Origin of the sequence: Pseudomonas sp. DD1, assembly GCF_044510355.1 — a bacterium.
Taxonomy (GTDB): domain Bacteria; phylum Pseudomonadota; class Gammaproteobacteria; order Pseudomonadales; family Pseudomonadaceae; genus Aquipseudomonas; species Aquipseudomonas shahriarae.
On record NZ_MSAJ01000011.1, the window covers coordinates 202852 to 229851 of the forward strand.

21 protein-coding genes and 1 pseudogene are annotated in these 27000 nt (G+C 60.2%); 18 read left to right on the forward strand and 4 right to left on the reverse strand.

Annotated elements, in window-relative coordinates:
* Positions 1 to 181: 181 nt before the first annotated feature.
* The gene (locus PSFL_RS08835) at positions 182 to 790 is read right to left on the reverse strand and encodes a lytic transglycosylase domain-containing protein (protein ID WP_170059152.1); all 609 of its coding nucleotides are present in this window, start codon (positions 788 to 790) and stop codon (positions 182 to 184) included.
* 196 nt (positions 791 to 986) lie between these two features.
* Here PSFL_RS08835 and gspG point away from each other — a divergent pair, with 196 nt between their 5' ends.
* Entirely contained in the window at positions 987 to 1421 is a 435-nt protein-coding gene (gene gspG / locus PSFL_RS08840) for a type II secretion system major pseudopilin GspG (protein ID WP_057436533.1), read from the forward strand.
* Between the two features lie 14 nt (positions 1422 to 1435).
* On the forward strand, positions 1436 to 2623 hold the full coding sequence (locus tag PSFL_RS08845; RefSeq protein WP_057436535.1) for a type II secretion system F family protein: 1188 nt from the start codon (positions 1436 to 1438) through the stop codon (positions 2621 to 2623).
* Positions 2624 to 2747: 124 nt separating this feature from the next.
* Here the strand turns inward: PSFL_RS08845 and PSFL_RS08850 are convergent.
* Positions 2748 to 2921 (reverse strand): annotated as a pseudogene (locus PSFL_RS08850) (plasmid replication region); the annotation flags it as partial.
* Between the two features lie 113 nt (positions 2922 to 3034).
* Between PSFL_RS08850 and PSFL_RS08855 the strand changes: the two are divergent.
* The 9 genes from PSFL_RS08855 to PSFL_RS08895 all read left to right on the forward strand — a co-directional run bounded on the left by PSFL_RS08855 (position 3035) and on the right by PSFL_RS08895 (position 17050).
* Positions 3035 to 3760: a molecular chaperone gene (locus PSFL_RS08855; RefSeq protein WP_057436537.1), complete on the forward strand. Its 726-nt coding sequence runs from the start codon at positions 3035 to 3037 to the stop codon at positions 3758 to 3760.
* Positions 3761 to 3783: 23 nt separating this feature from the next.
* Positions 3784 to 4770 (forward strand): hypothetical protein, encoded by a 987-nt coding sequence (locus PSFL_RS08860; protein ID WP_397469919.1) that lies wholly within the window; start codon positions 3784 to 3786, stop codon positions 4768 to 4770.
* A gap of 64 nt (positions 4771 to 4834) precedes the next feature.
* Positions 4835 to 7645 (forward strand): ATP-binding protein, encoded by a 2811-nt coding sequence (locus PSFL_RS08865; protein ID WP_170059154.1) that lies wholly within the window; start codon positions 4835 to 4837, stop codon positions 7643 to 7645.
* The gene (locus tag PSFL_RS08870) at positions 7632 to 8825 is read left to right on the forward strand and encodes an EAL domain-containing protein (protein WP_057959499.1); all 1194 of its coding nucleotides are present in this window, start codon (positions 7632 to 7634) and stop codon (positions 8823 to 8825) included. The genes PSFL_RS08865 and PSFL_RS08870 overlap by 14 nt, the downstream gene beginning before the upstream one ends.
* Before the next feature lie 82 nt (positions 8826 to 8907).
* Positions 8908 to 12096, forward strand: a complete 3189-nt coding sequence (locus tag PSFL_RS08875) for a response regulator (protein ID WP_397469920.1) — start codon at positions 8908 to 8910, stop codon at positions 12094 to 12096.
* A 73-nt stretch (positions 12097 to 12169) separates the two neighbouring features.
* The gene (locus PSFL_RS08880; protein ID WP_057436542.1) at positions 12170 to 12817 is read left to right on the forward strand and encodes a response regulator; all 648 of its coding nucleotides are present in this window, start codon (positions 12170 to 12172) and stop codon (positions 12815 to 12817) included.
* A gap of 148 nt (positions 12818 to 12965) precedes the next feature.
* Positions 12966 to 13568, forward strand: coding sequence for a fimbrial protein (locus PSFL_RS08885; protein ID WP_057436544.1), 603 nt, complete (start codon positions 12966 to 12968; stop codon positions 13566 to 13568).
* A gap of 73 nt (positions 13569 to 13641) precedes the next feature.
* On the forward strand, positions 13642 to 14388 hold the full coding sequence (locus PSFL_RS08890; RefSeq protein WP_115128233.1) for a molecular chaperone: 747 nt from the start codon (positions 13642 to 13644) through the stop codon (positions 14386 to 14388).
* Between the two features lie 181 nt (positions 14389 to 14569).
* Complete coding sequence (locus PSFL_RS08895) at positions 14570 to 17050, forward strand: fimbria/pilus outer membrane usher protein (protein ID WP_397469921.1); 2481 nt, start codon at positions 14570 to 14572, stop codon at positions 17048 to 17050.
* On the opposite strand, the gene xerC is transcribed toward PSFL_RS08895, so the two are convergent.
* On the reverse strand, positions 17051 to 17965 hold the full coding sequence (gene xerC / locus PSFL_RS08900; RefSeq protein WP_397469922.1) for a tyrosine recombinase XerC: 915 nt from the start codon (positions 17963 to 17965) through the stop codon (positions 17051 to 17053). It abuts the gene before it with no gap.
* Between the two features lie 108 nt (positions 17966 to 18073).
* Positions 18074 to 18859 (reverse strand): M949_RS01915 family surface polysaccharide biosynthesis protein, encoded by a 786-nt coding sequence (locus PSFL_RS08905; RefSeq protein ID WP_220172233.1) that lies wholly within the window; start codon positions 18857 to 18859, stop codon positions 18074 to 18076.
* Positions 18860 to 19312: 453 nt separating this feature from the next.
* Between PSFL_RS08905 and arnC the strand changes: the two genes are divergently transcribed.
* From arnC to PSFL_RS08940, 7 genes are read left to right on the forward strand one after another with little or no spacing between them, the layout of a single operon-like run.
* Complete coding sequence (gene arnC, locus PSFL_RS08910; RefSeq protein ID WP_057436554.1) at positions 19313 to 20347, forward strand: undecaprenyl-phosphate 4-deoxy-4-formamido-L-arabinose transferase; 1035 nt, start codon at positions 19313 to 19315, stop codon at positions 20345 to 20347.
* Positions 20344 to 22347 (forward strand): bifunctional UDP-4-amino-4-deoxy-L-arabinose formyltransferase/UDP-glucuronic acid oxidase ArnA, encoded by a 2004-nt coding sequence (gene arnA / locus PSFL_RS08915; RefSeq protein WP_120733132.1) that lies wholly within the window; start codon positions 20344 to 20346, stop codon positions 22345 to 22347. Before arnC ends, arnA begins: the two co-directional genes overlap by 4 nt.
* On the forward strand, positions 22344 to 23231 hold the full coding sequence (gene arnD, locus PSFL_RS08920) for a 4-deoxy-4-formamido-L-arabinose-phosphoundecaprenol deformylase (protein ID WP_170059307.1): 888 nt from the start codon (positions 22344 to 22346) through the stop codon (positions 23229 to 23231). Before arnA ends, arnD begins: the two co-directional genes overlap by 4 nt.
* Entirely contained in the window at positions 23228 to 24883 is a 1656-nt protein-coding gene (gene arnT / locus PSFL_RS08925) for a lipid IV(A) 4-amino-4-deoxy-L-arabinosyltransferase (protein WP_057959491.1), read from the forward strand. The genes arnD and arnT overlap by 4 nt, the downstream gene beginning before the upstream one ends.
* A complete protein-coding gene (arnE, locus tag PSFL_RS08930) occupies positions 24880 to 25227 on the forward strand; it encodes a 4-amino-4-deoxy-L-arabinose-phosphoundecaprenol flippase subunit ArnE (protein WP_057436567.1) in 348 nt (115 codons plus the stop codon). The genes arnT and arnE overlap by 4 nt, the downstream gene beginning before the upstream one ends.
* Positions 25224 to 25628 (forward strand): 4-amino-4-deoxy-L-arabinose-phosphoundecaprenol flippase subunit ArnF, encoded by a 405-nt coding sequence (arnF, locus tag PSFL_RS08935; RefSeq protein ID WP_057436569.1) that lies wholly within the window; start codon positions 25224 to 25226, stop codon positions 25626 to 25628. Before arnE ends, arnF begins: the two co-directional genes overlap by 4 nt.
* The gene (locus PSFL_RS08940; protein ID WP_057436571.1) at positions 25625 to 26998 is read left to right on the forward strand and encodes a UDP-glucose/GDP-mannose dehydrogenase family protein; all 1374 of its coding nucleotides are present in this window, start codon (positions 25625 to 25627) and stop codon (positions 26996 to 26998) included. The genes arnF and PSFL_RS08940 overlap by 4 nt, the downstream gene beginning before the upstream one ends.
* The last annotated feature ends 2 nt before the right edge of the window (positions 26999 to 27000 follow it).

Sequence of the window (27000 nt, forward strand, 5' to 3'; positions counted from 1 at the left end):
TTCACAAGAACAATTCTCGATAAATCCTCTGGAGCAATCCGCATGCCATAAATAATTTGTTTATATATCAGTAGCTTGGGTCGTTCTATTTGATAAGCCGGGGAAAATCCCCCACCCATTCCCCCCATTTCGTTCGCCCTGGGTTTCCCCACATTTGGGGCAGCCTGCCCCGCACGGTGGTTCACAGCGGCGCATCGATAGCCAGGCCTTGCAAACGTCGGTATTGGCGCAAAACGCTGGGCACGTAACGTTGGGTTTCGGCGAACGGCGGGATCACTCCACCACGGCTGAGCACCGCTTGCGGGCCGGCGTTATAGGCCGCTACGGCGAGGCTGATATCGTTATCGAACAAGGTCATCAGGCGCTTCAGATAGCGGGCGCCGCCCTGGATATTGGCCCTGGGGTCGTAGACGTCAGTCACCCCCAGCTCCCGGGCGGTGTCGGGCATCAGTTGCATCAGGCCACCGGCCCCCTTAGCCGACGTAGCCTCGGCGTTGTAGTGGGACTCGGTTTGAATCAACGCGTGCAGCAGCGCTTCCGGCAACTGATTGGCCGTGGCGGCCGCCGAAACCAGCTCGGCATAAGGCTGGCGGGCAATCATCTGGGGTTGCTGATCCATGCTCATCTGGGCGGATTCGGGCTCGTGAATCACCCGTTCATAGTGCCGTCCGGGGCGGTGTACATTTGACAGAACGTAACTGCCCTTGGCATCCATGGAAACGAAGACATCGGCCTGGGCGACGCCGGTCAGCAGCAGCGTGCCGAGCAGTCCTGCGGTGAGTGCTTTCATGTTTCGTACCTCCCCTGGCTGGCCCCGAAAAACGGGGCTTATGCCCCAATGGCCAGTAGTCAAGTGGCCATACGCAAGCACTGTGCCGTCGGCGCAAAGGGCCGTATTACAAGGGATGCAGCGGGCTCTTCGATCATGGGCGCGGCAATTGCATAGACCCTCATAGCGACCCTGCTGTCGACTGGATGAGGTCATCATGAATCAGCGTCCGTGTTCCGCCCCGCGCACTCAAAGCGGGTTCACCTTGCTCGAACTGTTGGTGGTGTTGGTGGTGCTGGGGTTGTTGGCCGGCATCGTCGCGCCGAAGTATTTCGCCCAGTTGGGCCGCTCGGAAGTGAAGGTCGCCAAGGCGCAAATCGAAGGTCTGGGCAAGGCGCTGGATCTGTATCGACTGGAGGTCGGCCACTACCCGTCTACCGAGCAGGGATTGCAGGCGCTGGTCACCGCACCAAGCGACGAAACCCGCTGGACCGGCCCTTATTTGCAGAAGAAGTTGCCCCAGGATCCCTGGGGCCGCAACTACGCCTACCGCTATCCCGGGGAAAACAGCGAGTACGACCTGCTGTCGATGGGCAAGGACGGGCAACCCGGTGGCGACGGCGAAAACGCTGAAGTCACCAACTGGCAATGAGCGGAGCGATCCTAATGCGCTTTCATCTCAAAGCATTCGGCAAGGCCAGCGTGGTTTCGATGACCGTCGAGGCCCCCGGCCACAGCGAAGCCCGACGCATCGTCGAAGACCAGGGCCTGCGCGTGATCAGCCTGCAGGCAGAACGGCCCTGGAGAGCCTTGCGCCTGCGACAGCGCGAGACATTCAACCTGGTGTTGTTCAGCCAGGAACTGACGACCTTGCTCAACGCCGGATTGCCGTTGATCGATGCGCTGGAAAGCCTGGCGGAAAAAGAAACCGCCCCCCAGGCCCGCAAAACCCTGAACGAACTGGTGCGCCTGCTCTATGAGGGCAAGTCGTTCTCCCAAGCGTTGGGCCAATTGTCGGAGGTGTTTGCACCGCTCTACGTGGCGCTGGTGCAATCGAGTGAAAAGACCGGCGGCGTGGGCGAGGCCTTGGGGCGCTACGTCAGCTATCGCCAGCGCATGGATGAAGTGCGACAAAAGATCGTCAGCGCCTCGATCTACCCAATGCTGTTACTGATTGTCGGCAGTGGCGTGGTGCTGTTCTTGATGGGATACGTGGTGCCGCGCTTCAGCCTGGTGTTCGAAGGCCTCGGGTCGAACCTGCCATGGTTATCACAGATCCTGATGAGCAGCGGCATGTTTCTGCACGCTCATCAGCTTGAGTTTTTCGGCGTATTGGCGGCGACCATCACCGCCCTCGCCGCCTTGCAGCGCCAACCTGCCTTTCGCCGGGGCGTGGATCGGGTAATCGAAAAACTCCCGGCGGTGCATCAACGGATCTTTATGTATGAACTGGCGCGTTTCTATCGCTCCCTGGGGATTTTGCTGCAAGGTGGCATCCCCCTCGTCACGGCCATGGGGATGGTTCGGGGCCTGCTCACCGTCGCGTCGCGTACACGCCTGGACCAAGCCTGTGAACGGGTGCGCGAGGGACAATCGTTGTCGGTCGCGCTGGAGCTCAATCATCTGGTGACGCCCGTCTCCCTGCGGCTGCTGCGCGCTGGCGAACAGTCCGGCAACCTCGGGCAAATGATGGAGCGCAGCGCCGACTTCTACGACGAAGAAATCAGCCGCTGGATCGAGTGGTTTGTGCGACTGTTCGAACCGCTGCTGATGACCTTCATCGGCCTGCTGATCGGGGTCATCGTAATCCTGATGTACATCCCGATTTTCGAACTAGCCTCAAGCATTCATTGAATCGCCCCTGGCTCCGTAGACAAAAGGAATGACCGCTCTTGGCCGTTTTCAGTCGGTCGTCACCGGCAGAAATCGGCCAAGAGCGGCCCCCTAGAAGTGCCTACGAAACGCGGGTCGATTCAGTTTGTTCAGCCACACCTTGGGCCAGAAGGATGGTTTGTTGCCATACCGCGACGAAAGCCTGCGAAACTTCCGCCGGCAATGTTGGTAAACGGGTCTCGCCGCTCAAGCGTTCGGCCAAACGTGGCCACCAAATATCCAACAGTCCACCGACTCGCGCCGGGCCACCTCGCCCCAACCCTGAGCCTGCAATTTTCCCTTTTAAGAATCGCCTGAGAGAATCCCTGACACCCACCTCCTACCATGGACCCCGAAGCCACTCCAACACACCCAGGAAAGCTACGGGCCCTCATGTCACCTCTCAACCACTTGCCATTCTGCCGCTCCCTGCTCTGGATCAGTGCGCTGATTGCAGCGTTGCTGGCCCTGGCGCCCTGTGCGCAGGCGACGGTCAAGATTGAAGGCACGCGCCTGATCTACTTTGGCCAATATAAAGAAGCCAGCATCAATATCGTCAATCAGTCCTCCAGCGAACTGGCGGTGCAAAGCTGGGTCACCCGCGAGGACGATGATGCAACTTCGCCGGTGCCCTTTGCCGTGGTTCAGCCGCTGGTTCGCCTGGATGCTCAACAGCATCACCTGCTGCGCATTCTGTACGCCGGCGCAGGCTTGCCCAGCGATGTGGAGTCGATGTTCTTGCTTAACGTCATGGAAATCCCGCTGAAGCCGGAAGCCGCCGACAGTGTGCAATTTGCCGTGCGCCAGCGCCTCAAGCTGTTCTATCGCCCGGCCGGGCTGGCAGGCAGTTCGTCAGAGGCCGTGCCGCAACTGGTATGGAGCCGGACCGATGGGCAAACCCTGACCGTCACCAATCCCAGTGCGTTTCATCTGTCCCTGGTGGATGTGCAAGTCGACAAAGGCGGCCAGGTTCAAATGCTGGATGACTACCTATTGCTCAAGCCCGGTGAGCGCAAAGTCTTCAGCACCCAGGCCCCCATCAGCGTCGGGAGCCAAATCAACTTTACCGAAATCACCGATATCGGCTTGCAGGCCCGCCATCGCGCGGTTCTCAAGTGATGGAACGCGGGGAATACCGACCTATGTCACACCTTAAATACCTGCTCGTGGCCAGCCTGCTTGCCTGCGCTGCCCTCCCCGCTACCAGCTATGCGCTGGCCTGCCGGGTGGACGGTAGCGGCTCGGTCGCCGACACCGCACCGCTGGGTACCGCATTGGCGGTGGCGGCCGATGCGCCGGATGGCACGATTATCTGGGAGTCGGGCCCACGCTCGGTCAACGTGATTTGCAAGGATGACTTTGAGCACGGCCGCGAAGAAGTGTTTTTTTACCTGAACCCGGCAAGCGTCAGTATCGGCAAGGGCATTCGCGCCGGGATCCGCTATAACTCAGTGCCCATCACCCAAAGCAGTGGCAAGTACGGTACGGGGTTCTACTCCGACCGCGGTTGCAACCTGTCAAATTGCGTCGGTTGGGACAAGGCCCGGTTCACCCTCAACTTCAGCGTGTTTATCGAGAAGTTTGGTAGCACGCCGCAAAACGGCCAGGCCAGCACCCTGTCGCAATACCGGGTCTTTCAACTGGACGGGATTACGGGGCTCAACAGCCGGCCCAACAGCAACCTCAACTACATTGTCACCGGCGTGAACGACATCCGCTTTGTGCCCTGCACGCCAGACCTGACGATTACCCCCAGTGTCGTCAACTTTCCCAAACCCTCGCGCCTGGCAAAGGTCGGTGAAGTGGCGAGCACCGCTACCTTCAATCTGAGCCTGCGCAAAGCCTGTGACACTCCGTACACGGTGAGCGCTCGCTTCGCCACGACACCGGGCGGCGGGAGCGTGATCAATGGTTTGTTGGTGCCCGCTAATAACAGCTCCGTGGGCATCGCGTTATCCTGGGACTACACCCATCAAAACCTGCCATTCAATGAATGGTTCCCCTTGGCCAAAATGAATGGTGCCAACCAGACCTTCCGCCAAGACTTCAGGGCTGATTTGAAGTGGCGCGCCCTGCCTCAGCCTGGCGCGTTCGCTGCAGCGGTGGTCGTCGATATGTTCTACAAGTAAGCCCATGGGCGCTTTTAAGGATCGTCTTATGCCCAGGCGGCGGATGGCTCATTAAAATCCGCCGATGCGATTTAAAAGTTATCTGCTCCAGATCAATCCCGTCCTGTCCCGACCCGAAGCAGCCAGAAGGCTGCTTCGTCTTTTCGCCATCGTGTTGTTGATTGGCATCTTTAGCGGTGTCTACACGTTTCTGCTGTCCACGTTCAACAATGACATCTCTCAGCGGCGCGGCTACATGAGCAGCGCGATTGCCGAAGCCCATACGTTTTTCACTACCCGCGAAGCCTTGCTCGAAAGCCTGAGCCTGTCGGCGGTGCGCAAATCCATGCAGGCCAAAGCGCAAGCGTACCCGGCTTCCAGCGAAGAGCAGCGCCTGCAGTTGGGCAGTACACCGGGCAACCAGTGGAGCATCTGGCTGACCTCACGCATGCGCAACTACCTGAAGGTCAAACAGGTCAACCTGCTTTACGTGACCGCCGGCCCCAACCCGCAATTAACCCGACTCTACGATTCGACGGCGCAGGTATTACCGTTCTCCCAATGCATGCTCAATCGCCTCAGGACGCTGAAGAAACGCAACCCAGTGGACCCAGGCGAACTCTGGCTGAGTGACCAGAGCGAAGGGCATTCACATTTGTATCTATTCATTCTGCTGGATGAGCGTGACCCCAATTCCGGCTGGCTGGGCCTGGAAATGGAAAGCCACGAAGTGTCCATGACCCTCAATGACCAGAGTGCGGGCGAGTTCATGATGCTCAATTCCAAGGGCATGCTGGTCTTTACCAATAGCCACGAACCCCAGCTGAACCAGTCATTGCTCGAGCCCCAGGGTGCGAACTTTTTCGGTTTTGTCGGCAGTGGCCTGGTGCCGGATCATCTGGTCATTCGCAAGCAACTCAAGTCGTCGGACTGGCAACTGATGTACTCGATCAACCTGCGGGATGTGGTCCGCGGATTGTGGCGCGAACTGCTCGGTTCGCTGGTGTTTTGCCTGTTCAGTGTGACGCTGATCTGGCTGGTGATGCGCCGGGTCAACCAGCGCTTCATCATCCCCTCGATCAACGGGATTCAGGCATTGATTGAAAGCGAGGCCTTCAGTCGCGATGTGATCCAGACCGCGCCGGTCGCCTTGTGCGTGCTGCGTCGCACCGACGGCCAGGTTGTGCTGGAAAACACCCTGGCCCAGCATTGGCTGGGTAACGGCCTGGAGCGCGAAACGCTGTGCACCGGCTGGATCCGCCAGGCGTTCGATAGCGCTCCGTCCGGGCATTGCGACTACTTCGAGACCCTCGACGGCCGCCACCTTTACCTCAGCAGCGCGCCTACCCGCTATAGAGGCGAGGACGTGCTGTTTTGCGCCTTCAGTGATATCAGTGCGCGCAAGCAAGTTGAAGCCGCCCTGGAAGAGGCCCGGCAGTCGGCCGACGCAGCGAATGCCGCGAAAACCCTGTTTCTGGCGACCATGAGCCATGAAATACGCACGCCGCTGTATGGCGTACTGGGCACCCTGGAGCTGTTGGCCCGCACCCAGCTCGACAACCAGCAAAAAGACTATCTGCATGCAATAGAAGGCTCTTCGGCCACCTTGTTGCAACTGATCTGCGACGTACTCGACGTGTCGAAGATCGAGGCCGGGCAACTGGCTCTGGAACTGAGTGAGTTCTCGCCGCTGGACCTGGTCAATGAAATCATCCAGGGCTATGCCGCCGCTGCCATGGGCAAGGGCTTGCAGCTCTACGCCTGCTTTGACCCCAAGTTGCCCGAGCGGTTGATCGGGGATGTCACGCGCATTCGCCAGATCCTCAATAACCTGCTGAACAACGCCGTGAAGTTCACCGACTACGGGCGCGTGGTGCTAAGGGTCAAGTTGCTGGACCGCGACGACGAGCGCTCCAGCGTTCTGTGGCAAGTGTCCGACACCGGCAAAGGGATTGCCCAGGAAGACCAGGCGATGATTTTCGAACCTTTCTACCAAACCGAAGGCAACACCAACGTGGTGGCCGGGACCGGGCTCGGCTTGCCGATTTGCCAGCGCCTGACGCAATTGATGAACGGGCATATCCGTATGGTCAGCGAACTGGGCCTGGGCAGCAGTTTCAGCCTGACCCTGCCTCTGGAAGAGGCGCCCTGTACGCCCATGAGTAGCCTGTTGGCAGAGACGATCTATGTGGTTTCGCCGATCCCCGAACTCGCTCAATCCATCGGCGGCTGGTTGCGCCGTTGGGGCGCCCGCGCACAGATCGGCCAGCCGACCCACCCCGAGGGCCAGTTACTGTTGGAACTGCATCCAGGCAGTTTCGAACAGCCACTGGTGCCCGCCTGGCCGGGGCCGGTAATCCTGGTGAGCAGCAACAGCAGCAATGGCCAGCAGAGCGAGACCGGCGCGTGGCATGCCAACCTCAATCAGTTGAGCGCGATTCACCAGGCTGTCAGCCAGGCGCAAGGGTTGTGGGTGGCCAGGGTCGACGAGCAGGCGCACAAGCGTGAACTGCGCAAGCTCAACCTGCATGTGCTGGTGGCCGAGGACAACGTTATCAATCAATTGATTTTGCGCGATCAGCTTGAGGAACTTGGCTGCACCGTGGAGCTGGCCTGCGATGGTCATGAAGCGCTGCTGCTGTGCAAGGCCTCACACTTCGATGTGGTACTGACGGATGTGAATATGCCCAGAGTCAACGGCTATGAATTAGCCAGGGAGTTACGCAGCCAAGGTTGCTCGCTGCCCATCATCGGGGCTACCGCCAACGCCATGCGCGGCGAGGCCGACTTGTGCCTGGCCGCAGGTATGAACTATTGCCTGGTCAAACCCTTTGCGTTGCGGGCCCTCTTTAATTACCTGGAGCCTTACGCACGGATCCCCCATGAAGCGCTATAGTATTTTGATCGTCGAGGACCATCCTCTGCAGCACTTGTACCTGCAGAACCTGCTCAATGAATTGGGAGACTTCATGCTTGAAGCCGCCCAGGATGGGAACGAGGCACTGGAGCGTTTGCGCCAGCGGGATTTCGACCTGGTGCTGACTGATCTGCTGATGCCCGGCATGGATGGCGTGCAGTTTATCCAGAGCCTGGCAACCCTGCGCTGCAAGCCCGCCCTGGCCATTATGAGTGCCGCGTCGCGGCGCATGTTGATGGCGGCCAGCCTGGTGGCGAAAAACCTTGATGTGAAAGTCATCGGTCTGATTTCAAAACCCGTCGCCGCCGACGCGCTGCGCAGCCTGGTCGGCCAACTCAATCACAAGGATCGCAGCCCTGACCCGTCGCTCCCCGCCGCAGCGGAAATTGGCCGGCATACGCTGCTCCAGGCCATGGGTAACGGGCAAATCCAGGCGTGGTTCCAACCCAAGAAATCCTTGGCCAACGGCCGTATCGTCGCCGCTGAAGCGCTGGTGCGCTGGATGCACCCCGAACAAGGGCTAATGTTGCCCGCGGCGTTTTTGCCGGCAATCAAGACCTTCGAACTGGAGGAGCGCTTGCTGTGGCTGGTGCTCAAGCAGGCCATTCATGCGCAGGAGCGATGGCGTCAGCGCGGATACGATGTTCCAGTGTCGATCAACCTGCCGACCCATCTGCTCAATAGCCATGACTTGGCAGACCGCCTGCTGGATTTTGTCCTGGATAACCAGGGTATTCCGGGAATGATCTGCTTCGAACTGATGGAGTGCTCGGTGCCCCAGGACATCAGTAACTTCTATGCCGGAGCTTGCCGCCTGCGTATCAAGGGGTTTGGCTTGTCCCAGGACGATTTCGGCAAAGGCTACAGCTCATACCTGAACCTGGTCTCGACCCCTTTTACCGAGCTCAAGATCGACCAGGCGCTGGTACAAGGCTGCCACGATAACGAAGGCATGACGTCGGCCCTGGCCAGTATCATCGCACTGGGCCGTAAACTGGGGCTGACCGTGGTTGCCGAAGGCGTCGAAACGCCCCAGCAACTGGCCCTTCTGCGCAAAATTGATTGCACTCAAGTTCAGGGTTTCCTGATCTCTCAGGCAGTCTCCTCGGAACAATTTCAGCAACTGTTGAACAATGATGGCCCCGCGACATCTCATTAGCCTGCGGCCCGATTTTGTCTAACCTCTATCAGGAGTAAGCTCCATTCAGTGCCGATTTCTCATCCGCCTGCGAAAACCCTTAATGAAGCACAACGACGCCATCCTTGAAGCATTCACCCGCAGCTCACTGCGCCTGAATAAAGGGCTGATGGTGGTGCTCGGTCTCGCATTGCTGTTGGCGGGCACCAGTTACTGGGCACTGCAGCGAGTGATCGACGAGCAGTACGCCGCCGTGCGTTTTCATTTTGCCCGGCTGATGGAAAATATCCAGGAACAGGAAACGTTCTTGAGAACCCTGGCGCAGCCCGCTATCCAGCGCGATCTGATCAGTGACAAAAACACCCAGGCCAGCCTCAAGGGGCAAAGGCTGGATGCGTACAACACGCGTTTTGAAGGCCGCGAGTTCGCCTTTTCGGTGCCCTTCAGCAGCCGATTCGATGAGCAACGAGTCAGCGCTGGCGAGCAGCAGAAGATATTTGCCCTGGGGACCCACCTGGCCAGTTACTACAGCGCATTCTGGTCATCGTCGCCCTACCCTTCACCCCATGCGTTTGTCTTCAATAGGCTCGTCAACTACTACATAACGGTGCCGGCGGTCGGCTACCAGCGCGGTGGGAAGACCGCCTACAACGGCCCCTCCGCCGAGCGGGCCGACGCCGTGCAACAAAGGCTGGGGCAACTGCCTCAGCCTCTGGCGGACAATCAGCTTTACTGGGAAGCCTACGTCACGTCCGGCGAAGACCCTGCGCCTCCGCGTCTGCTGGCCTACATCGGCATTACCCTGAACCCCCAGGTGATGCGCAGGCATGAAGGCAATAAACAGGTGCTGGTGGCCACCCTGCTGGATATGGCGCAAGTCAACGATGTGGAGCGCACGATCGAGTCGTCCGTCTACGACCGCTTCACCCTGCTCTCACCCAGCGGCCAGACGCTGGCGGGGCCCTCTGTCCTGGCCTCTTCGCTGAGTGAGGGGCTCAACTTTCGGGCCACCGGCCTGGAGTTCAAAATTACCCACGACACCGAGCAGCAGTGGACCGCGATCTATGGGATCAGCTACAAGCATTTTTTTCGCTATGCCTTTTGGCCGTTGACCAGCCTGGCGCTGTTTATCTGTGCGGTGCTGGCGATCTCCTGGGCCGGCACCCGCTGGTATCGCAAGCAAGTCATTCGCCCGGCGCGCCAGGCCCATGAACGCATCGCAGAGAGCGTGGCCTTTAGCCGGGTGATCATCGACACCGCGCCCATTGGGCTGTGTGTGGTGGGCCGCGCAGATGGCCAGGTGTTGATCGAGAACCAGCGGGCGCAGCAATGGCCGGGCACGACCAGGCTGGTGGCTGCCCTCAGCCGCATCCAAGAGAGTGCAGAGAGCGGCGAAACCTACCTGGAGATCGAGGGCCGGCATTTGCAGGTTGGCTTTGTCTCGACCCGTTACCAGGGCCAGGATGTGCGCCTGTATGCGTTCAGCGACGTCACCCGTCATATCGAGGATGCCTTGGCCCTGGAAGATGCCAGGCGGGCCGCCGACGCGGCCAACGAAGCCAAGACGCTGTTCCTGGCGACCATGAGCCATGAAATTCGCACGCCCTTGTATGGCGTGCTGGGCACCCTGGAATTGCTCGGTTTGACGCCCCTGGACCCACGCCAGAAAACCTACCTGCACACGATCCAGCGCTCATCTGCGACGTTGTTCCAACTGATCAGCGACGTGCTGGATGTGTCGAAAATAGAATCCGGGCAAATGGCAATCGAGTCCATCGAGTTCTGCCCCCTGGACATGTTGGAAGACACGCTGCACACCTACACCGCCTTCGCCCAGCGCAAGGGCCTGCAACTGTATGGCTGCATTGACGCGCAACTGCCGGACTGCGTAGTCGGCGACCCCATGCGTATCCGCCAGATCCTCAACAATCTGGTGAGCAATGCCGTCAAGTTCACCGACATCGGGCGCGTGGTGATTCGGGCCAGGGCCGTGCGTCGCGGCGACGATCGCGTCGACCTCGAATGGCAGGTGACCGATTCTGGCGTGGGCATCAGCCAGGCGCAGCAAGCCAAGTTGTTCGATTTGTTCTACCAGGCCCCGGACACCGCCGGCCAAGGCGGCGCAGGGTTGGGGCTGCCAATTTGTCGCTGGCTGGCCGAGATGATGGACGGCCAGATCAAGGTCGTCAGCGAACCCGGCCTGGGCAGCAGTTTTACCCTGAAGATGCGCTTGCCGCTCGGCACCAGCGAGCTGCCGGGCCTCACGCCCATTGAACCGAGTACTTCACCTGTGTATGTGCAGGCACCCGTGCGCGAGTTGGCGGAGTCCCTGTGCGACTGGCTCAACCGCTTGGGTATCCAGGCCACGTTGGCGGCACTGCCCCTGGAGCAACAGAGTGCGCAGGCGGTGCTGGTGGATATGCTGCCTGCCGGCCCCCTGCAGCCATGGGCTGGACCGCGGGTGCTGTGTGTGCCGGGCGCGCATAGCCCGCCTCTGTGCACCGCGCAGGGCTGGGAAGTGGATATGCATGATGTGCGCGCCATTGCGTCGGTGGTTGCGCTGGGACAGCAAGGTAAACAGGCGTCAGCGCTGCGTGTCGAGCAACAGAGCGCGGGGCAGTTGGAGCTGCGCATTCTGGTCGCCGAAGACAATCCGGTGAACCAGGAAATCATCAAGGAGCAACTCGAGGCCCTCGGCTGCACGGTGACGCTGGCAGACAATGGCGAGCAAGCGATGCACCTGTGGCAACCCCAGGCCTTTGACCTGGTGCTGACGGACATCAATATGCCGTTGATGAACGGCTATGAACTGGCCCGCACCCTCAGGGAGCATGACCCCCAATTGCCTATCATCGGTGTCACCGCCAATGCCATGCGCGAGGAAGGCATTCGTTGTCTGGCGGTCGGGATGAATGCCTGGTTGGTAAAACCCTTGAGCCTGCAAACCCTGCGTGCGCAATTGATCAAACTGTGCAAACCGACATTGCGCGCCGAGCTGCTGGTGATTGACACGGTGCAGCTGTCGGACAAAATGCGCCCGTTGTTTATCAGCAGCGTGCAGCAAGACTTGCAGCGCATCAGTGCCGCTCTTGAGCAGCGTGATTGCCGGTGCCTGGCTGAAACCCTGCACTCGGTTGCCGGCGCATTGGGTGCCGTGCAGGCACTCGACCTGGCCCAGGCGTGCATCGAACTGGAAAGCCAGTTGGCACTCGGTCGGCTCAATGCCGGGCTGGAACTGCGGATAAAGCAGGTTATCGGCAGGCTGTCGGCCTTGCTCGGGGCGCAGCTATGAGCGCACCGCACGCCCTTGTGTACACGCGCATGGGATCACCTCACTTACTGAACCAGGATTACGGCTCCCCCCTATGAAGACATTCACTGTGGTAATTGCAGACGATCACCCCATCGTGCTTCTGGGGGTACGTGAACTCGTCGAGAGAGACGAGCGTTTTCAAGTCATCGGCGAAGCGATCTGTTCGGCGGGCCTCATCAAATTGCTTGAGCAGCAGCCCATCGACATTGTGATCACCGATTACAACATGCCCGGTGATTCGCCCTACGGCGATGGCTTGAAGCTGGTGGAGTACCTGAAGCGGCATTTCCCCGACGTGCAGATCCTGATTCTGACCATGATCTCCAATCACCTGATTCTTACCCGTCTGCAGGAATTGGGCGTGGTGGGCGTGATCCAGAAAAGCCAGTTGCATACGGAAATCCAGGTCGCCCTCAAGTCCATTGCCCAGCAGGCGCATTACCGGAGCCTGGAGCCGGCCAAGACCTCGGTTATCGAGTCGTTGACCGCTATTGATGAACGCTTCTCTACGCTGTCGCCCAAAGAATTTGAAATATTGCGCTTATTTATTTCAGGAAAAAGTGTCAGTGATATCGCGCGCAGCCAAAATAGAAGTTCAAAAACTATCAGCGCACAGAAGATTTCCGCCATGCGAAAACTTGAAGTAAGCAGCGATCAGGACTTGTTGGCCTACTGCCTGGAATACAATATTTTTAACTAAGCTCCTTTTATTCAGTCCGCTATAAAACCGATTACCCCTCACTTTAAGTGCTTTATAAGAATCGTCTTATTCTCTATAAAGCCCAGATTAACTATTGTTCGTTGGCAGTTTCAACCCATCACCACAACCAACACTAACGGACATCATCATGAAGAAGTTTTCCCTGGCCCTTATCGCTGTGTCAGTTATCGCCGCCAGCAGCAGTGCGTTTGCCGAAACTACCCCGGGTACGGGTACCCCGGGCGGCGGCGGCAAAATTACCTTCACCGGTTTGATCAACAACGACGCTTGCTCGGTTGATGGTGCCAACGCCGATCGCGTGATCTCCGTCGACATGGGCACTGTCTCTATCAAAGACATGGGCACCGCTGAAAACCCAGCTTCGGGCCGTGTGACCGCCAAGGACTTCAACCTCAGCGTGAACTGCAACCTGGGCACTAAAGTGGCAATGATCTTTGACGCCAAAAGTGGCGGTTCAGGCCTGGTTACCGGTAAAAAAGTCCTCGCCCTGACCCCTGGTAACGGCAGCGCAAGCAACGTCGGTATCGCCCTGCTCGACAGCACTGGCGCGCTGATCGACCTCAGCTCCCCGGCCACCGCCCGTATCGAAAGCGCCATGCACGGCCAAGGCAGCGACGGCGGCGATGCAACCTTGAGCTTTGCCGCAGCCTACGTCACCACCGGTGCAGCCGGCGCCTCCACCGCGGGTCGCGGTGACGCTACCCTGCCGTTCATCCTGCAATACGAATAAACGACACGCAGCGCCTGTCACGTGCGAGGTCTTCGGACCTCGCCACTTATCCGACCACTAAACGGTAGACATCATGTTACCTCGTTCCATTGCCACAGGCCTGGGGCTGCTGACCCTGCTTATGGCGACCCAGGCTGCCGCCAGCATTTCACTGAGTGCCACCCGTATCGTCTTCGATGGCGATCACAAGGAGGCCAATATCACCGTGCGCAACGGTAATCAGGACGTCTTGATTCAGTCTTGGGTCGATACCAGCGATGCACAAGACAGTGCCGCGCCGTTCGCCGTAACCCCGCCACTGGCACGCATTTTTGCCAAGGAGCAGCAGTTACTGCGAGTTCTCTACCAGGGTGCCGGAATGCCAACGGATCGTGAGTCCGTGGTCTGGCTCAATGTGCAGGAGATCCCACAAGCCGCCGCCTCCGACAACACGTTGCAACTGGCCGTACGCCAGCGCATCAAGATTTTCTTCCGCCCATCCGGGTTGCCTGGCGATGCCCTGTCAGCACCCGCGCAATTGGAGTGGCAACTGGTCAAGCGCGATGCCGGGTCAGTACTGACGGTAAAAAACCCGACGCTGTATCACGTGTCCATGGCCGATATAAAACTACAGGCCGGCCAACAAACGGAACTGGCTGCCGACTCGACAATGATTGCGCCAGGTGCCGAGAAACAGTTCAGCATTAAACAACTGAGTCGCCAGGATTCAGTACAACTGTCTTTTTCCAGTATTAACGACTATGGCGCACAAGATAAATACAGTGCCCAACTTGTACCGCACTTGGCGGCCAAGGCTACGGGTACTCGCGCCAAGCCATAAGTAGCTCCCTTAAACCCTCAGGTTCGATTCGAGTGCGTACTCGCGTGCCTCGCCTGTTCGATAAACAGGAATGATATAGGTTCTTTGCATGTTTTTTCTTTTAGGCAGCAGGCCCAATCATTACATATCAAGCGAGCGCACTTCACGCGTGTCGACAACTTGCACATCACTCAAGTTGAGCATGCTATCACTGGCCATGCTTGCCGGTTCGCCGTCTTTGGCGATTGCCGATGAGCCCGCCGTGAACGTCTTCAACACCACCTTCTTGCAGGGTGCGCAATCGTCGGTAGACCTGCAGCAATTGCTCTCGGCCAACAGCGTGCTGCCCGGCAACTACCGGGTCGACCTGTACAGCAACGAGGTCCTGGTGGGCCGGCGCGACATCGACTTCAAGCGCAACCCACAGACCGGCCGGGTCGATCCGTGCCTGACCCTGGACCTGCTCAAGCAACTGGGCATCGACATGAGCCTGTTGCAGGCCCAGGGCAAGCTCGACCCCAACCAGCCCCAGGACTGCTACGACCTGCCGACACTGATCGACCAGGCGACCTTGCGCTATGACGCCAGTCGCCTGCGCCTGGCGGCGAGCATTCCGCAGGTCGCGATGCAACGTGGCATGCGTGGCTATGTCGATCCCCAGCTGTGGGAGGATGGTGTGCCGGCGGCGTTTATCAACTATCAACTCAACAGCAGCCGCACTGCCGGCGACTATGAAACGCGCATCAACAACAACCTGGGGCTGCGCAACGGCATTAACCTGGGCGCCTGGCGGCTGCGCAATGAGTCGAACCTGAGTAGCGGCACCGGTCGGCCGAGCACCTTCACCAGCAACCGCAGCTACGTGCAGCATGACGTGACCGCGCTTAAGGGGCAGTTCAGTGCCGGCGAGATTTTTTCCGATACCGACCTGTTCGACAGCGTGCGCTACCGGGGCCTGAAGCTGGCGTCCGACGAAGGCATGCGCGCCGACAGCGAGCGTGGTTATGCGCCAGTGATTCGTGGCGTGGCGCAGACCAACGCCACGGTGGAAATCCGCCAGAACGACTACATCCTGTACACCGCCAACGTCGCACCCGGGCCTTTCGAGATCAACGATATCTACCCCAGCGGTTCGAACGGCGACCTGGAAATCACCATCATCGAGGCCGATGGCCGTCGGCGTGTGACCACGCAGGCGTTCTCCAGCCTGCCGATCATGGTGCGTGAAGGGCAGGTCAAATACAGCGTTTCGGCCGGTAAATTCAGCAGCAATGCTGACGGTTTGGCGAGCCCGCAATTTGTCAGCAGCACCCTCGCCTACGGCCTCACCAGCAACCTCAGCGGGATTGTCGGCCTGCAAGTCAGTGAAGACTACAAGGCGTTCTCCCTCGGGGTGGGCCGCAACACATCGCTGGGTGCCGTGTCCATGGACGTCACGCACTCGTCGAGCGCCGCCCAGGGGCAAACCACCCAGGGCAACAGTGTGCGTGCGTTGTATGCCAAGACCTTTGCTGGCACCGACACCAACTTTACGCTGGCGGCGTATCGGTATTCGACCGAGGGTTACCGCACCCTGACCGACCACGTCGAGGACACCAGCGAAGATGCAGTCAAACGTACCGGTAACTCGAAAACCCGTACCGACCTGACGATCAACCAAAGTCTCGGGCGCAACCGTGAGTTCGGCAGCCTGTATGTGAACGCCAGCGATCAGCGCTATTGGAACCGTGGCGGCTCCCAGAGCTTTTCGGCCGGCTATAACAACAACTGGGGGGACCTGAGCTACAACCTGGGGGTGACACGCACCAAGCAGATCGCCAGTTGGGGCGCACCCGACTCCGACACCCAGTTCAACCTGTCTGTTTCGTTTCCCTTGGGCAGCCAGCCTCGGGCACCCCGCGCTTTTGTCACCACCAGTACGCAGCAAGGCGACACCAGCACCCAGGCCGGTATCAACGGTTATGTGGCAGATACCAGCGATGTGTTCTATTCAGTCCAGGCCGGCCATAGCAGCACCGGCGGCCAATCGGGATCGGCCAACATCAACAGCCGCACCTCCATGGCCGATATCAGCCTGGGGTACAGCCAGGGGCGTGGTTATGACTCACAAAACCTCAACGTTTCCGGCTCGGTAGTGGCGCATGCGGGTGGCATCAACTTGGGGCAGACCGTCAGCGAGACCTTCGCCCTGGTACAGGTACCGGGCATCAGTGGGGCAAAAATCAGCAGCTACAGCGGCGTCGAAACCGGGCGCAACGGCTATGCCGTCATCCCCTCGGCGCAACCTTATCGAGTGAACTGGATCAGCCTCGACACCCGTGACCTGGGCGGTGATGTAGAAATCACCCAGGCCACACAGCAAGTGGTGCCGCGCCGTGGGGCGGTGGTATTGGCCCGCTACAGCGGCAAAACCGGGCGTCGCGTGCTGTTTGAGCTGTTTGATGCACAGCACCAGCGCCTGACGTTTGGCGCCTCACTGGAAGACGCCAGCGGCAAGCAGTTGGCCATCGCCGACCCCAGCGGTAACGCCTTGGTACTGGTTGAAGAGGACCAGGGCAGCCTGACGATCAAGTGGGGGGGCCGGCAATGCACTGCATCGTATGCACTGCCCGCGCAAGACAAGGCGCTGAACTACGAGCGCCAGGCGTTGGTGTGTAGCAGCGAACCCGATGGTGACCGTTGATCAAAGATCAAACCGATCAATCGCCCGCCGCCGCTCGTTGTCATCGCGCACGTCGTAGCTGGCGGTGGTCTGGATATTGGTGTGGTGCGCCAGTTTCTGCGCAATGGACAAGTCATGTTCTTCAATCACCCGGGTAATAAACGAGCGGCGGAAATCATGGGGCATGATCTTCACACCGACCTGTTCACCACGCTGGCGGGCGATGTAGTAAATCGCATGTTTGGTGATGCGTTCGCGGGTGATATGGCTGCCGCGGCGGATGCGGTTGAACAGGAAGCTGTCGTCCTGCTCCCCTTCCTTTAACTGCCCGCGGCGAAACTCCAGCCATGCCTGCAATTTGGCAAATGCCCAGGCCGGTGCGTACTTGAGCAGTTCCTTGTTGCCCTTGCCCGTCACCCGCAGGCTGCGTTCGGCAAAGTTCACCTGGGCCAGGTCGAGGTTGACCGACTCTGACTTGCGCATCCCCGAACCGTAGAGGATCCCGATCACCGCCGCGTCCCGCAGGCCCTGTGGCCGTGGGTCGGCGGCGCAGACATCCATCAGTTCGCGAATCAAGGTGCGACGCAGGTTACGCCCCTGGCTCAAGCGCGTGCCGGCGGTGGCTTTGACCGAACGCATCTTCAGCAGGTGTTCCTGGCTGATCAGGCTGATGCGCCAGGCTTCGTTCATTACCCCGCGCACGGCGTTGACGTACAGCGATGAGGTGTTGGGTGCATACCCGTCTTCGCGCAACACGGCGACCAGGGCCATTACGTGTTCCGGTTGCAACAGATGCCAGTCGATATCTTCGAGGTTGATCTCTTCGAACCCCAGGCGGTCGGCGGCATCTTGCAGCACGTAGCGCATGGTCAGTTGGCTGGAAGGCGCCAGGCGCGCGAGATACAGGGTCAGGGGGTTGCGGGAAATCTCGGTCAAAATAGATCAGCCTTGAGATTAAATATAGAGACTAAGCCTATGTTTAATCTCAGTATTTAGTGGTTTGGCGAGCGCCGAGTCTAACCCAGGTCGGCGCTGCATACCAAACTAGGGCTCATCCTCGGCGGGTGCCGGGCTTTGCTGCTGGCTCCAGTCGGCGTTCTGTTTTTGCATCAACGCAAACCATTGCTGACGCATGAAAGCCAACAGCTTGGTGGGCGCCTTGGCGAAGTCCTGCTCGTCGTTGTAGCAGCCTGGCAATGGCAGGTCGGTGCCCTGCTCCTGGTATTGACTGAGCAACGCCTGCTGCCCGGCAACACTGCAATCGGTGGGCAGCGGCATGCCGCGCAGGGCGCCGGCTTCCTCGTCCCACCAACTGGCGCCATAGCGGTCAACCCCGCGCAGTCCGTATTTGTGTGATTTGCCGATATGCATGATCAGCTTGAATTCACGGGGGCTGACATCACTGGTGCAGGTGCGCGAATAGCCCACGGTCACTTGGCTGGGGCCATCCCCCAGCAGGTCGGTGACGTGAGTCGCGGCGCTATCGAAATGCAGGCCGGCGTCGAATTCGCAACGCTGCACATCGTCATGCAGCATCCACAGACGCTTGGGCCGGTCACCCTCCAGCAGGTACTGCGCAGCATAGATCGCCGCCGATTGTGTGCCGTCGTCATCGCGCTCGCCGGCTTCCTGCTCGGCCAACACCAACAGGTTGTGGCCCTGCCGGTCATCCCAGCTATACGCGGCGACCTGCCGGCCCCTGACTTCGACCCCGGCAGGAACCTGAACGACCGGCGTCAGGCTCAGCCCCTCGTCCGCCCGGGCGGCATGGGCCGCGCCTAGCGTCATCCACAACATCATCAAGACTGGCCGTATCTGCACGCTGTTCATCCGACTACCCAGGCAAGAGATCGCTTACTTTACCGGGACTTGCAGAGGGTTGCAGAGAAGATTCTTCAGGCGCCACGGATTAACAAACGGGGTGATTCAGCGTGAATACGCACTAAAGCACTTACAGATAATGACTACAGCGCAAACAGTTATCGTTTGTCTGCGTTCCTTATTGTCTAGCTGAACACTAGCTGTCTGCCCACCAAATAAACGAGTTTTTCATCCGCCTTTCATATTCGCTGGACAAATTTGCGCTTAATCTTGGCCGCAATACTTGAGGGAATGCCCTGCTTTGCTGACTAACCCCTTGATAATGCTTTATCTTTGGCCGTAATGGGCTTTACTCAGGATGGGTATGCTATCGGCCATTTTTTATTGAGTCGCCTGCACTTTAATCCCATGTTTGTTGTCATCTCTACGCTCAAAGTTGCTCTAATCCGAGGTCATGAATCTTTGAAACCCTACCCTATTCATTGCGTGTCGATCGTTATCCCGGTCTACAACGAAGAACAGAGCCTGCCCGAACTGCTGCGCCGTACCCGTGCGGCGTGCGAGCAGTTGGCCTATGAGTATGAAATCATCCTGGTAGACGACGGCAGCCGCGACAGTTCCGCCCAACTGCTCGAAGACGCGGCAAGCGAGGCCGGCAGCCATGTGGTGGCCGTGATCCTCAACCGTAACTACGGCCAGCACGCGGCAATCATGGCCGGTTTCGAACAATGCCGGGGCGAGGTGGTGATTACCCTCGATGCCGACCTGCAAAACCCGCCCGAAGAGATTCCACGCCTGGTCGAGCAAGCCGCCCTGGGCTACGACGTGGTCGCCACCGTGCGTAACAACCGCCAGGACTCGGCCTTTCGCCGCTGGCCTTCACGCCTGATCAACCTGGCCGTGCAGCGCTCCACCGGCGTGGCCATGACCGACTATGGCTGCATGCTGCGCGCTTACCGGCGCACCATCGTCGATGCCATGCTCGCCTGCCGTGAGCGCAGCACCTTTATCCCGATCCTGGCCAACGGCTTTGCGCGGCATACCACGGAGATTCTGGTGCACCACGCCGAGCGCGAACACGGCGAATCCAAATACAGCGCCATGCGCCTGATCAGCCTGATGTTCGACCTCTTGACCTGCATGACCACCACGCCCCTGCGCCTGTTGTCCATCGTCGGCTTCAGCCTGGCGGCCCTGGGCATGCTGTTTGCGTTTGCCTTGATCGTGCTGCGCCTGGCCTTTGGTGCCGATTGGGCCGGCGATGGCCTGTTCGTACTGTTCGCCGTGCTGTTTGTGTTTACTGGCGGGCAGTTCATCGGCATGGGCCTGTTGGGCGAATACCTCGGGCGGATGTACAGCGATGTGCGTGCCCGCCCCCGCTTTTTTATTGAAAAGGTGCTGCGCAACGAGCCGACAGCCCCAGCGCCAGCGGTCATCGTCGATGGCCTGCCCTCTTCCCAATCGTCCACTTCCTCTTCCAGTCAGGTTTCGTCATGAGTTCTAAAGCTGTTGTTTTTGCTTACCACGACATTGGCTGTGCAGGCATCGAAGCCCTGCTCGCTACGGGCTACCAGATTGCTGCCGTGTTCACCCATGCCGATGACCCCAAGGAAAACACCTTCTACGGCTCGGTCGCCCAGCTGTGCGCCCGCCACGGCATCCCGGTGCACGCGCCGGAAGACGCCAACCACCCGCTGTGGGTCGAGCGTGTGGCCAAGCTGAACCCGGACTTCATCTTCTCGTTCTACTACCGCAACCTGCTGGGCGAGGCGTTGTTGGCCACCGCGCGCCAGGGCGCGTTCAACCTGCACGGTTCGCTGCTGCCCAAATACCGTGGCCGCGCGCCGGCCAACTGGGTGCTGGTCAACGGCGAAACCGAAACCGGCGTGACCCTGCACCGTATGGTCAAGCGTGCCGACGCCGGCGCGATTCTCGCCCAGCAAAAAGTCATGATCGAACGCAGCGACACCGGCCTGACACTCCACGCCAAGCTGCGCGAGGCGGCCACCCAGTTGCTGCGTGACGCGCTGCCGCAACTGGCCAAGGGCACGTTGAGCGAAACCGCCCAGGACGAAAGCCAGGCCACCTGCTTTGGCCGCCGTACCCCGGCGGACGGCAAGCTCGTCTGGAGCAAACCTGCAGAACAGCTGTTCAACCTGGTGCGGGCCGTGACCCAGCCGTACCCTGGCGCCTTCTGTGCCGTGGGCGAACACAAGCTGATCGTATGGCAAGCCGAAGTACTCAAGGGCAACGAAGGCCAGGCGCCCGGCCGTGTGATCAGCGTCAACCCGCTGCGCATTGCCTGCGGTGAAGACTCTCTGGTCATCCACTTCGGCCAGCGCAATGACCATGGCCTGTACCTGACCGGCCCGGCCCTGGCCGATGAGCTGGGCCTGGTGGATGGCTCGATCCTGCGCGGTGCCGAATCGGGCGGTAAACCACGGCGTACCCGCGTGCTGATCCTGGGGGTCAACGGCTTTATCGGCAACCACCTGTCCGAGCGCCTGTTGCGCGACGATCGCTACGAAGTCTACGGCCTGGATATCGGCTCCGACGCCATCGAGCGCCTGCGCAGCCACCCCAACTTCCATTATGTGGAAGGCGATATCAGCATTCACTCGGAGTGGATCGAGTACCACATCAAGAAATGCGACGTGGTCCTGCCGCTGGTGGCCATCGCCACGCCCATCGAATACACCCGCAACCCGCTGCGCGTGTTCGAGCTGGACTTCGAAGAAAACCTCAAGCTGGTGCGCTACTGCGTCAAGTACAACAAACGCGTGATTTTCCCGTCGACCTCTGAAGTCTATGGCATGTGCCAGGACCAGAACTTCGACGAAGACACCTCCAACCTGGTGGTCGGCCCGATCAATAAACAGCGCTGGATCTACTCGGTCTCCAAGCAGTTGCTGGACCGGGTGATCTGGGCCTATGGCGCCAAGGGTCTGAATTTCACCCTGTTCCGCCCATTCAACTGGATGGGCCCGCGCCTGGATCGCCTGGACTCGGCACGCATCGGCAGTTCCCGGGCCATTACCCAGTTGATCCTCAACCTGGTGGAAGGCACGCCGATCCGCCTGTTTGACGGCGGCGAGCAGAAGCGCTGCTTCACCGACATTGCCGACGGCATCGAGGCCCTGGCGCGGATCATCGACAACGATAACGACGCGTGCAACGGCCAGATCATCAATATCGGCAACCCGGACAACGAAGCCAGCATCCGCCAATTGGGCGAAGAGCTGCTGCGTCAGTTCGAGGCCCACCCGTTGCGCGGTAACTTCCCGCCATTCGCGGGCTTTCGCGAAGTGGAAAGCAAGGCGTTCTACGGCGCCGGTTATCAGGATGTGGCGCACCGCAAGCCGAGCATTGCCAACGCCAAGCGCCTGTTGAACTGGGAGCCGAGCGTGGCGATGAGCGAAACCATCGGCAACACCCTGGACTTCTTCCTGCGTGAAGCGATGCTGGAAATCGCCCAGTCCAGCGAAGCAGGCAAATAATGAAGGCAGGTCTGCGCATCGACGTCGACACCTACCGCGGCACCCGTGATGGCGTGCCACGGTTGCTGGAGTTGCTGGATGAGGCCGGTATCAAGGCGACGTTCTTCTTCAGTGTCGGCCCGGACAACATGGGCCGCCACTTGTGGCGCCTGATCCGCCCGCAGTTCCTGTGGAAGATGCTGCGCTCCAACGCTGCCGGGCTGTATGGCTGGGACATTCTGCTGGCCGGCACTGCCTGGCCGGGCAAGCCGATTGGCCGCGACCTGGGGCACCTGATGCGCCAGGCCAAGGCCGCCGGGCACGAAGTGGGCCTGCACGCCTGGGATCACCATGGCTGGCAAGCCAATGCCGGGCGCTGGAGCGATGCGCAGTTGGTGGAGCAGGTACGCCGTGGGCTCGACACCCTGGGCGATATCCTCGGCGCCCCGGTGCAGTGTTCTGCCGCCGCCGGCTGGCGGGCCGATGAGCGTGTGGTGCAGGCCAAGCAAGGCTTTGGCTTGCGCTACAACAGCGATTGTCGTGGCACCAGCCTGTTCCGCCCGGTCCTCGCCGATGGCAGCGCTGGCACGCCACAGGTCCCGGTGGACCTGCCGACCTTCGACGAGGTGGTCGGGCCACAGGTCGCGGCCAAGGACTTCAATCGCTTCATTCTTGATCGGTTCACCGAATCGACACTCAACGTCTATACGATCCACGCAGAAGTAGAAGGGATTCTGATGGCCAATGAATTTCGCCAACTGCTCGCCCAGGCAGGACAGCGCGGCATCCAGTTCCAACCCTTGGGCAACCTGCTGCCGGCCGATCCGGCCAGCCTGCCCCTGGCGCATCTGACACGCGGCGTACTCGGCGGCCGCGAAGGCTGGCTGGGAGTGCAACAGGCATGATCCGACGTTGGGCCCTGCCCCTGCTCCTGTTGGTCTTCGGCCTGTGCTATCTGTTGCCGATGGTCACCCATGGCCTGTGGATCCCGGACGAAACCCGCTATGCGCAAATCAGCCAGGAAATGCTGCTGACCGGCAAATGGGCGTCGCCGCACTTTATGGGCATCCGTTATTTCGAAAAACCGGCGGCCGGCTACTGGATGATCGCCCTCGGCCAGGCGCTGTTCGGGCAGAACCTGTTCGGCGTGCGCGTAGCCTCTGCGCTGGCCACGGGCTTGAGCATATTGCTGGTGTACTTCATGGCCCGGCGCCTGTGGAACGATCCGCGCAAGAGCCTGGTCAGCAGCGTGCTGTACATGAGTTTTATCAGCGTGGCGATGTCCGGTGGCTACGCCAACCTCGACCCGCAGTTCAGTTTCTGGGTCAACCTCAGCGGCGTGGCCTTGTGGCTATGTATCGACAGCCAGACCCGACGCGCCCGCCTGGCGGCCTGGGCCTTGCTGGGGTTTGCCTGCGCCATGGGCTTCATGACCAAGGGTTTTCTGGCGTGGCTGCTGCCGGTATTGATCGCCCTGCCCTATATGGTCTGGCAAAAGCGTTTGCGTGAACTGTTGGCCTATGGCCTGGTTGCCGTGGCGGTGGCGATTGCGGTCAGCCTGCCCTGGGCGCTGATGGTGCATGCGCAGGAGCCCGACTACTGGAACTTCTTCTTCTGGCACGAACACATCCAGCGTTTTGCCGGTGAAGATGCCCAGCACGAAGAAGCCTGGTGGTACTACCTGCCGTTGCTGGCCGCGTTCAGCTTGCCGTGGCTGGCCCTGCTGCCCTCCACCCTGAAACAGGCGTGGCAGGAAAAACGCACGCACAAGATCGGCTTCCTGTTGTTGTGGCTGCTGATGCCCCTGGCGTTTTTCAGCCTGAGCAAGGGCAAGCTGCCGGCCTATATCCTGCCGTGCCTGCTGCCTTTGGCATTGCTGATGGGCCATACCCTGACCGACAAGCTGGCCCAGGCCCGTGGCCGGGTGCTGCAAGTCAATGGCTGGCTCAACCTGATTATCGGAGTGCTGGGCCTGCTGGCAATCGTGTACTTCCAGTTGAAGAAGCCGATTTATGCCCCGCAGCAGGAACTGCTGAGCCTGGTGCTGGTGTTCAGCGTGCTGCTGGGCTGGATCATCGCCAACCTGCTGCAGGCGGTACGCCCGTTGCGTTTGTGGGCGGCGCCGGCACTGGGCAGTTGGTTACTGGTGGCCCTGGTGCCGGCGGCGTTGCCGCACTCGGTGGTCAATAACAAGACTCCGGACCAGTTCATTATCGACCACGCCGTTGAACTGGCGGCTACCCAGCGCCTGCTGAGCAACGACCTGGGCGCAGCCTCGGCCCTGGCGTGGCGGCTCAAGCGCCCGGACGTGGCGCTGTACAACACCATCGGTGAAGTCAAATACGGCCTGGCCTATGCCGACAGCACCGCCCGCCGGGTCGACCTCGCAAGCGTCCAGCAGTGGCTGGGCGACGCGCGCAAACAGGGTTCGGTGGGCGTGGTAATGCGCGTGAAGGGCGCATCTGAGCAACGCGAACTGGCATTGCTGCCCGCAGACGGCAAGCGCTACGAGCAAGGCAATATGGTGATTCTGCTGTTCCCGCAGGTGGCACCTTGATCACCCTCCTGCTGCTCCTGGCCGCGTGCCTGCTGACCTGCATGGGCCAGATCGCACAAAAGTATGCCGTGGAAGGCTGGCGTGGCCAGCCGGCGGGCTGGGCGTTGAAACTGCGCTCGCCCTGGCTCTGGTCGGCCCTGATGTGCCTGGGCCTGGGCCTGCTGGTGTGGCTGCTGGTGCTGCAACGCCTGGAAGTGGGGATTGCCTACCCGATGCTCAGCCTGAATTTTGTATTGATCACCCTGGTGGCGCGCTTTGTGTTCCATGAGCCGGTGGATCGCCGCCACTGGGTGGGCGTGGCCCTGGTGATGGCCGGCGTGCTGCTGCTGGGAGGCCAGGTATGAGCCGGTTGCGCGGTTTCACCCTGGCGTTATCCAGCGTGGCACTGGTCAGCGCGGCCCAGTTGGGCATGCGCTGGAGCATGACGCGCCTGCCATTGCCGGCGGAGTGGCTCGCCGTGCCCATGGTTGATCCCGTGGCCTTGGGCGTGGTCGCCCTGGCCATCGTGGCCTACGGCCTGTCGATGCTGTGCTGGCTCGGCGCGCTGCAGCACCTGCCCCTGGGTCGCGCCTATTCGTTGCTGAGTATCAGCTACGTCCTGGTGTACCTGCTGGCGGCCAGCCTGCCGGGCTTCAACGAACCCTTTTCCCTGTCACGGACCTTGGGGGTGGCTCTGGTCATCCTGGGTGTGCTGACCATCAACTCCCGTCGTATCGGCAACACAAGCCCTAGGAATACCCCATGAAAATCAGCGTATTTGGTAGTGGTTACGTTGGCCTGGTACAGGCCACCGTATTGGCCGAGGTCGGTCACGATGTGATCTGCATGGACGTTGACGAAAACAAGGTGCGCCTGCTGCAACAGGGCCATGTGAGCATTTTCGAGCCGGGCCTTGCCAGCCTGGTCCGGGAAAACCTGGAAAACGGCCGGTTGACCTTTACCAGCCAGGAAAAACTCGCGGTCGAGCATGGCGAAGTGTTGTTTATTGCGGTTGGCACGCCTTCTGACGAAGACGGCTCGGCGGACTTGAAGTATGTGCTGTCGGTGGGCGATGCGGTGGCCCGCCATCGCGTAGAGCCGGTAATCCTGGTGGAAAAATCCACGGTCCCGGTGGGCACCGGCGACACCCTGCGCGCCCATATCGACAAGGCCCTGGCCGGTCGCAGCCTGGTGTTCGATATTGTCTCCAACCCGGAATTCCTCAAGGAGGGCTCTGCGGTGGCCGACTGCCGACGCCCCGACCGGATCATCATCGGTTGCGAGCGCGAAGAAGTGCGTGAGGTGATGCGCGACCTGTACGCGCCGTTCAACCGCAACCACGACCGCATTATCTTTATGGATGTGCGCAGCGCCGAGCTGACCAAGTACGCCGCCAACTGCATGCTGGCGACCAAGATCAGCTTTATCAACCAGATCGCCGAGCTGGCCGAGCACTTGGGGGCCGATATCGAATCGGTGCGCCTGGGCATCGGCGCCGACTCGCGGATCGGCTACCACTTCATCTACCCGGGCTGCGGCTACGGCGGCTCGTGCTTCCCCAAGGACATGCGCGCGCTGATCCACAGCGCTCGCCAAGCCAATTGCTCCAGTGACCTGCTCGAAGCGGTGGAAGCCATCAACCAGCGGCAGAAAAGCAAACTGTTCGAGCGGATCCGGGCCTTCTACAAAGGCGAACTGCGTGGCAAGACCTTCGCCTTGTGGGGCCTGGCGTTCAAGCCCAACACCGACGACATGCGCGACGCCCCCAGCCGGGTGCTGATGGAGTCGCTGTGGGCCGCCGGGGCCAACGTGCGGGCCTTCGACCCTGAGGCCATGCAGGAAACCCAGAAGCTGTACGGCGATGACCCGCGCCTGATGCTGATGGGCACCCCGGAATCGACCCTGGGCGGCGCCGATGCCTTGATCATCTGCACTGAGTGGCAGCAGTTCAAAGCCCCGGATTTCGACCTGCTGCACGCACGCCTCAAGGCGCCGGTGATCTTTGACGGGCGCAACCTGTATGACGCCGAGCGCCTGGCGCGCAAGGGCTTCCACTACTTCCCGATAGGGCGTGGGCAGTCCTGCGACTTGCCGATCCCCCAGCAACAGTGGGTACCCCGGCTGCTGGAGGCCTGAGG

What these genes read in the sequence shown, in the direction of transcription:
- PSFL_RS08835 (WP_170059152.1), bottom strand. Translation starts at nt 790, where the DNA reads ATGAAAGCACTCACCGCAGGACTGCTCGGCACGCTGCTGCTGACCGGC.
- gspG (WP_057436533.1), top strand. Translation starts at nt 987, where the DNA reads ATGAATCAGCGTCCGTGTTCCGCCCCGCGCACTCAAAGCGGGTTCACC.
- PSFL_RS08845 (WP_057436535.1), top strand. Translation starts at nt 1,436, where the DNA reads ATGCGCTTTCATCTCAAAGCATTCGGCAAGGCCAGCGTGGTTTCGATG.
- PSFL_RS08855 (WP_057436537.1), top strand. Translation starts at nt 3,035, where the DNA reads ATGTCACCTCTCAACCACTTGCCATTCTGCCGCTCCCTGCTCTGGATC.
- PSFL_RS08860 (WP_397469919.1), top strand. Translation starts at nt 3,784, where the DNA reads ATGTCACACCTTAAATACCTGCTCGTGGCCAGCCTGCTTGCCTGCGCT.
- PSFL_RS08865 (WP_170059154.1), top strand. Translation starts at nt 4,835, where the DNA reads ATGCGATTTAAAAGTTATCTGCTCCAGATCAATCCCGTCCTGTCCCGA.
- PSFL_RS08870 (WP_057959499.1), top strand. Translation starts at nt 7,632, where the DNA reads ATGAAGCGCTATAGTATTTTGATCGTCGAGGACCATCCTCTGCAGCAC.
- PSFL_RS08875 (WP_397469920.1), top strand. Translation starts at nt 8,908, where the DNA reads ATGAAGCACAACGACGCCATCCTTGAAGCATTCACCCGCAGCTCACTG.
- PSFL_RS08880 (WP_057436542.1), top strand. Translation starts at nt 12,170, where the DNA reads ATGAAGACATTCACTGTGGTAATTGCAGACGATCACCCCATCGTGCTT.
- PSFL_RS08885 (WP_057436544.1), top strand. Translation starts at nt 12,966, where the DNA reads ATGAAGAAGTTTTCCCTGGCCCTTATCGCTGTGTCAGTTATCGCCGCC.
- PSFL_RS08890 (WP_115128233.1), top strand. Translation starts at nt 13,642, where the DNA reads ATGTTACCTCGTTCCATTGCCACAGGCCTGGGGCTGCTGACCCTGCTT.
- PSFL_RS08895 (WP_397469921.1), top strand. Translation starts at nt 14,570, where the DNA reads ATGCTATCACTGGCCATGCTTGCCGGTTCGCCGTCTTTGGCGATTGCC.
- PSFL_RS08905 (WP_220172233.1), bottom strand. Translation starts at nt 18,859, where the DNA reads ATGAACAGCGTGCAGATACGGCCAGTCTTGATGATGTTGTGGATGACG.
- arnA (WP_120733132.1), top strand. Translation starts at nt 20,344, where the DNA reads ATGAGTTCTAAAGCTGTTGTTTTTGCTTACCACGACATTGGCTGTGCA.
- arnT (WP_057959491.1), top strand. Translation starts at nt 23,228, where the DNA reads ATGATCCGACGTTGGGCCCTGCCCCTGCTCCTGTTGGTCTTCGGCCTG.
- arnF (WP_057436569.1), top strand. Translation starts at nt 25,224, where the DNA reads ATGAGCCGGTTGCGCGGTTTCACCCTGGCGTTATCCAGCGTGGCACTG.
- PSFL_RS08940 (WP_057436571.1), top strand. Translation starts at nt 25,625, where the DNA reads ATGAAAATCAGCGTATTTGGTAGTGGTTACGTTGGCCTGGTACAGGCC.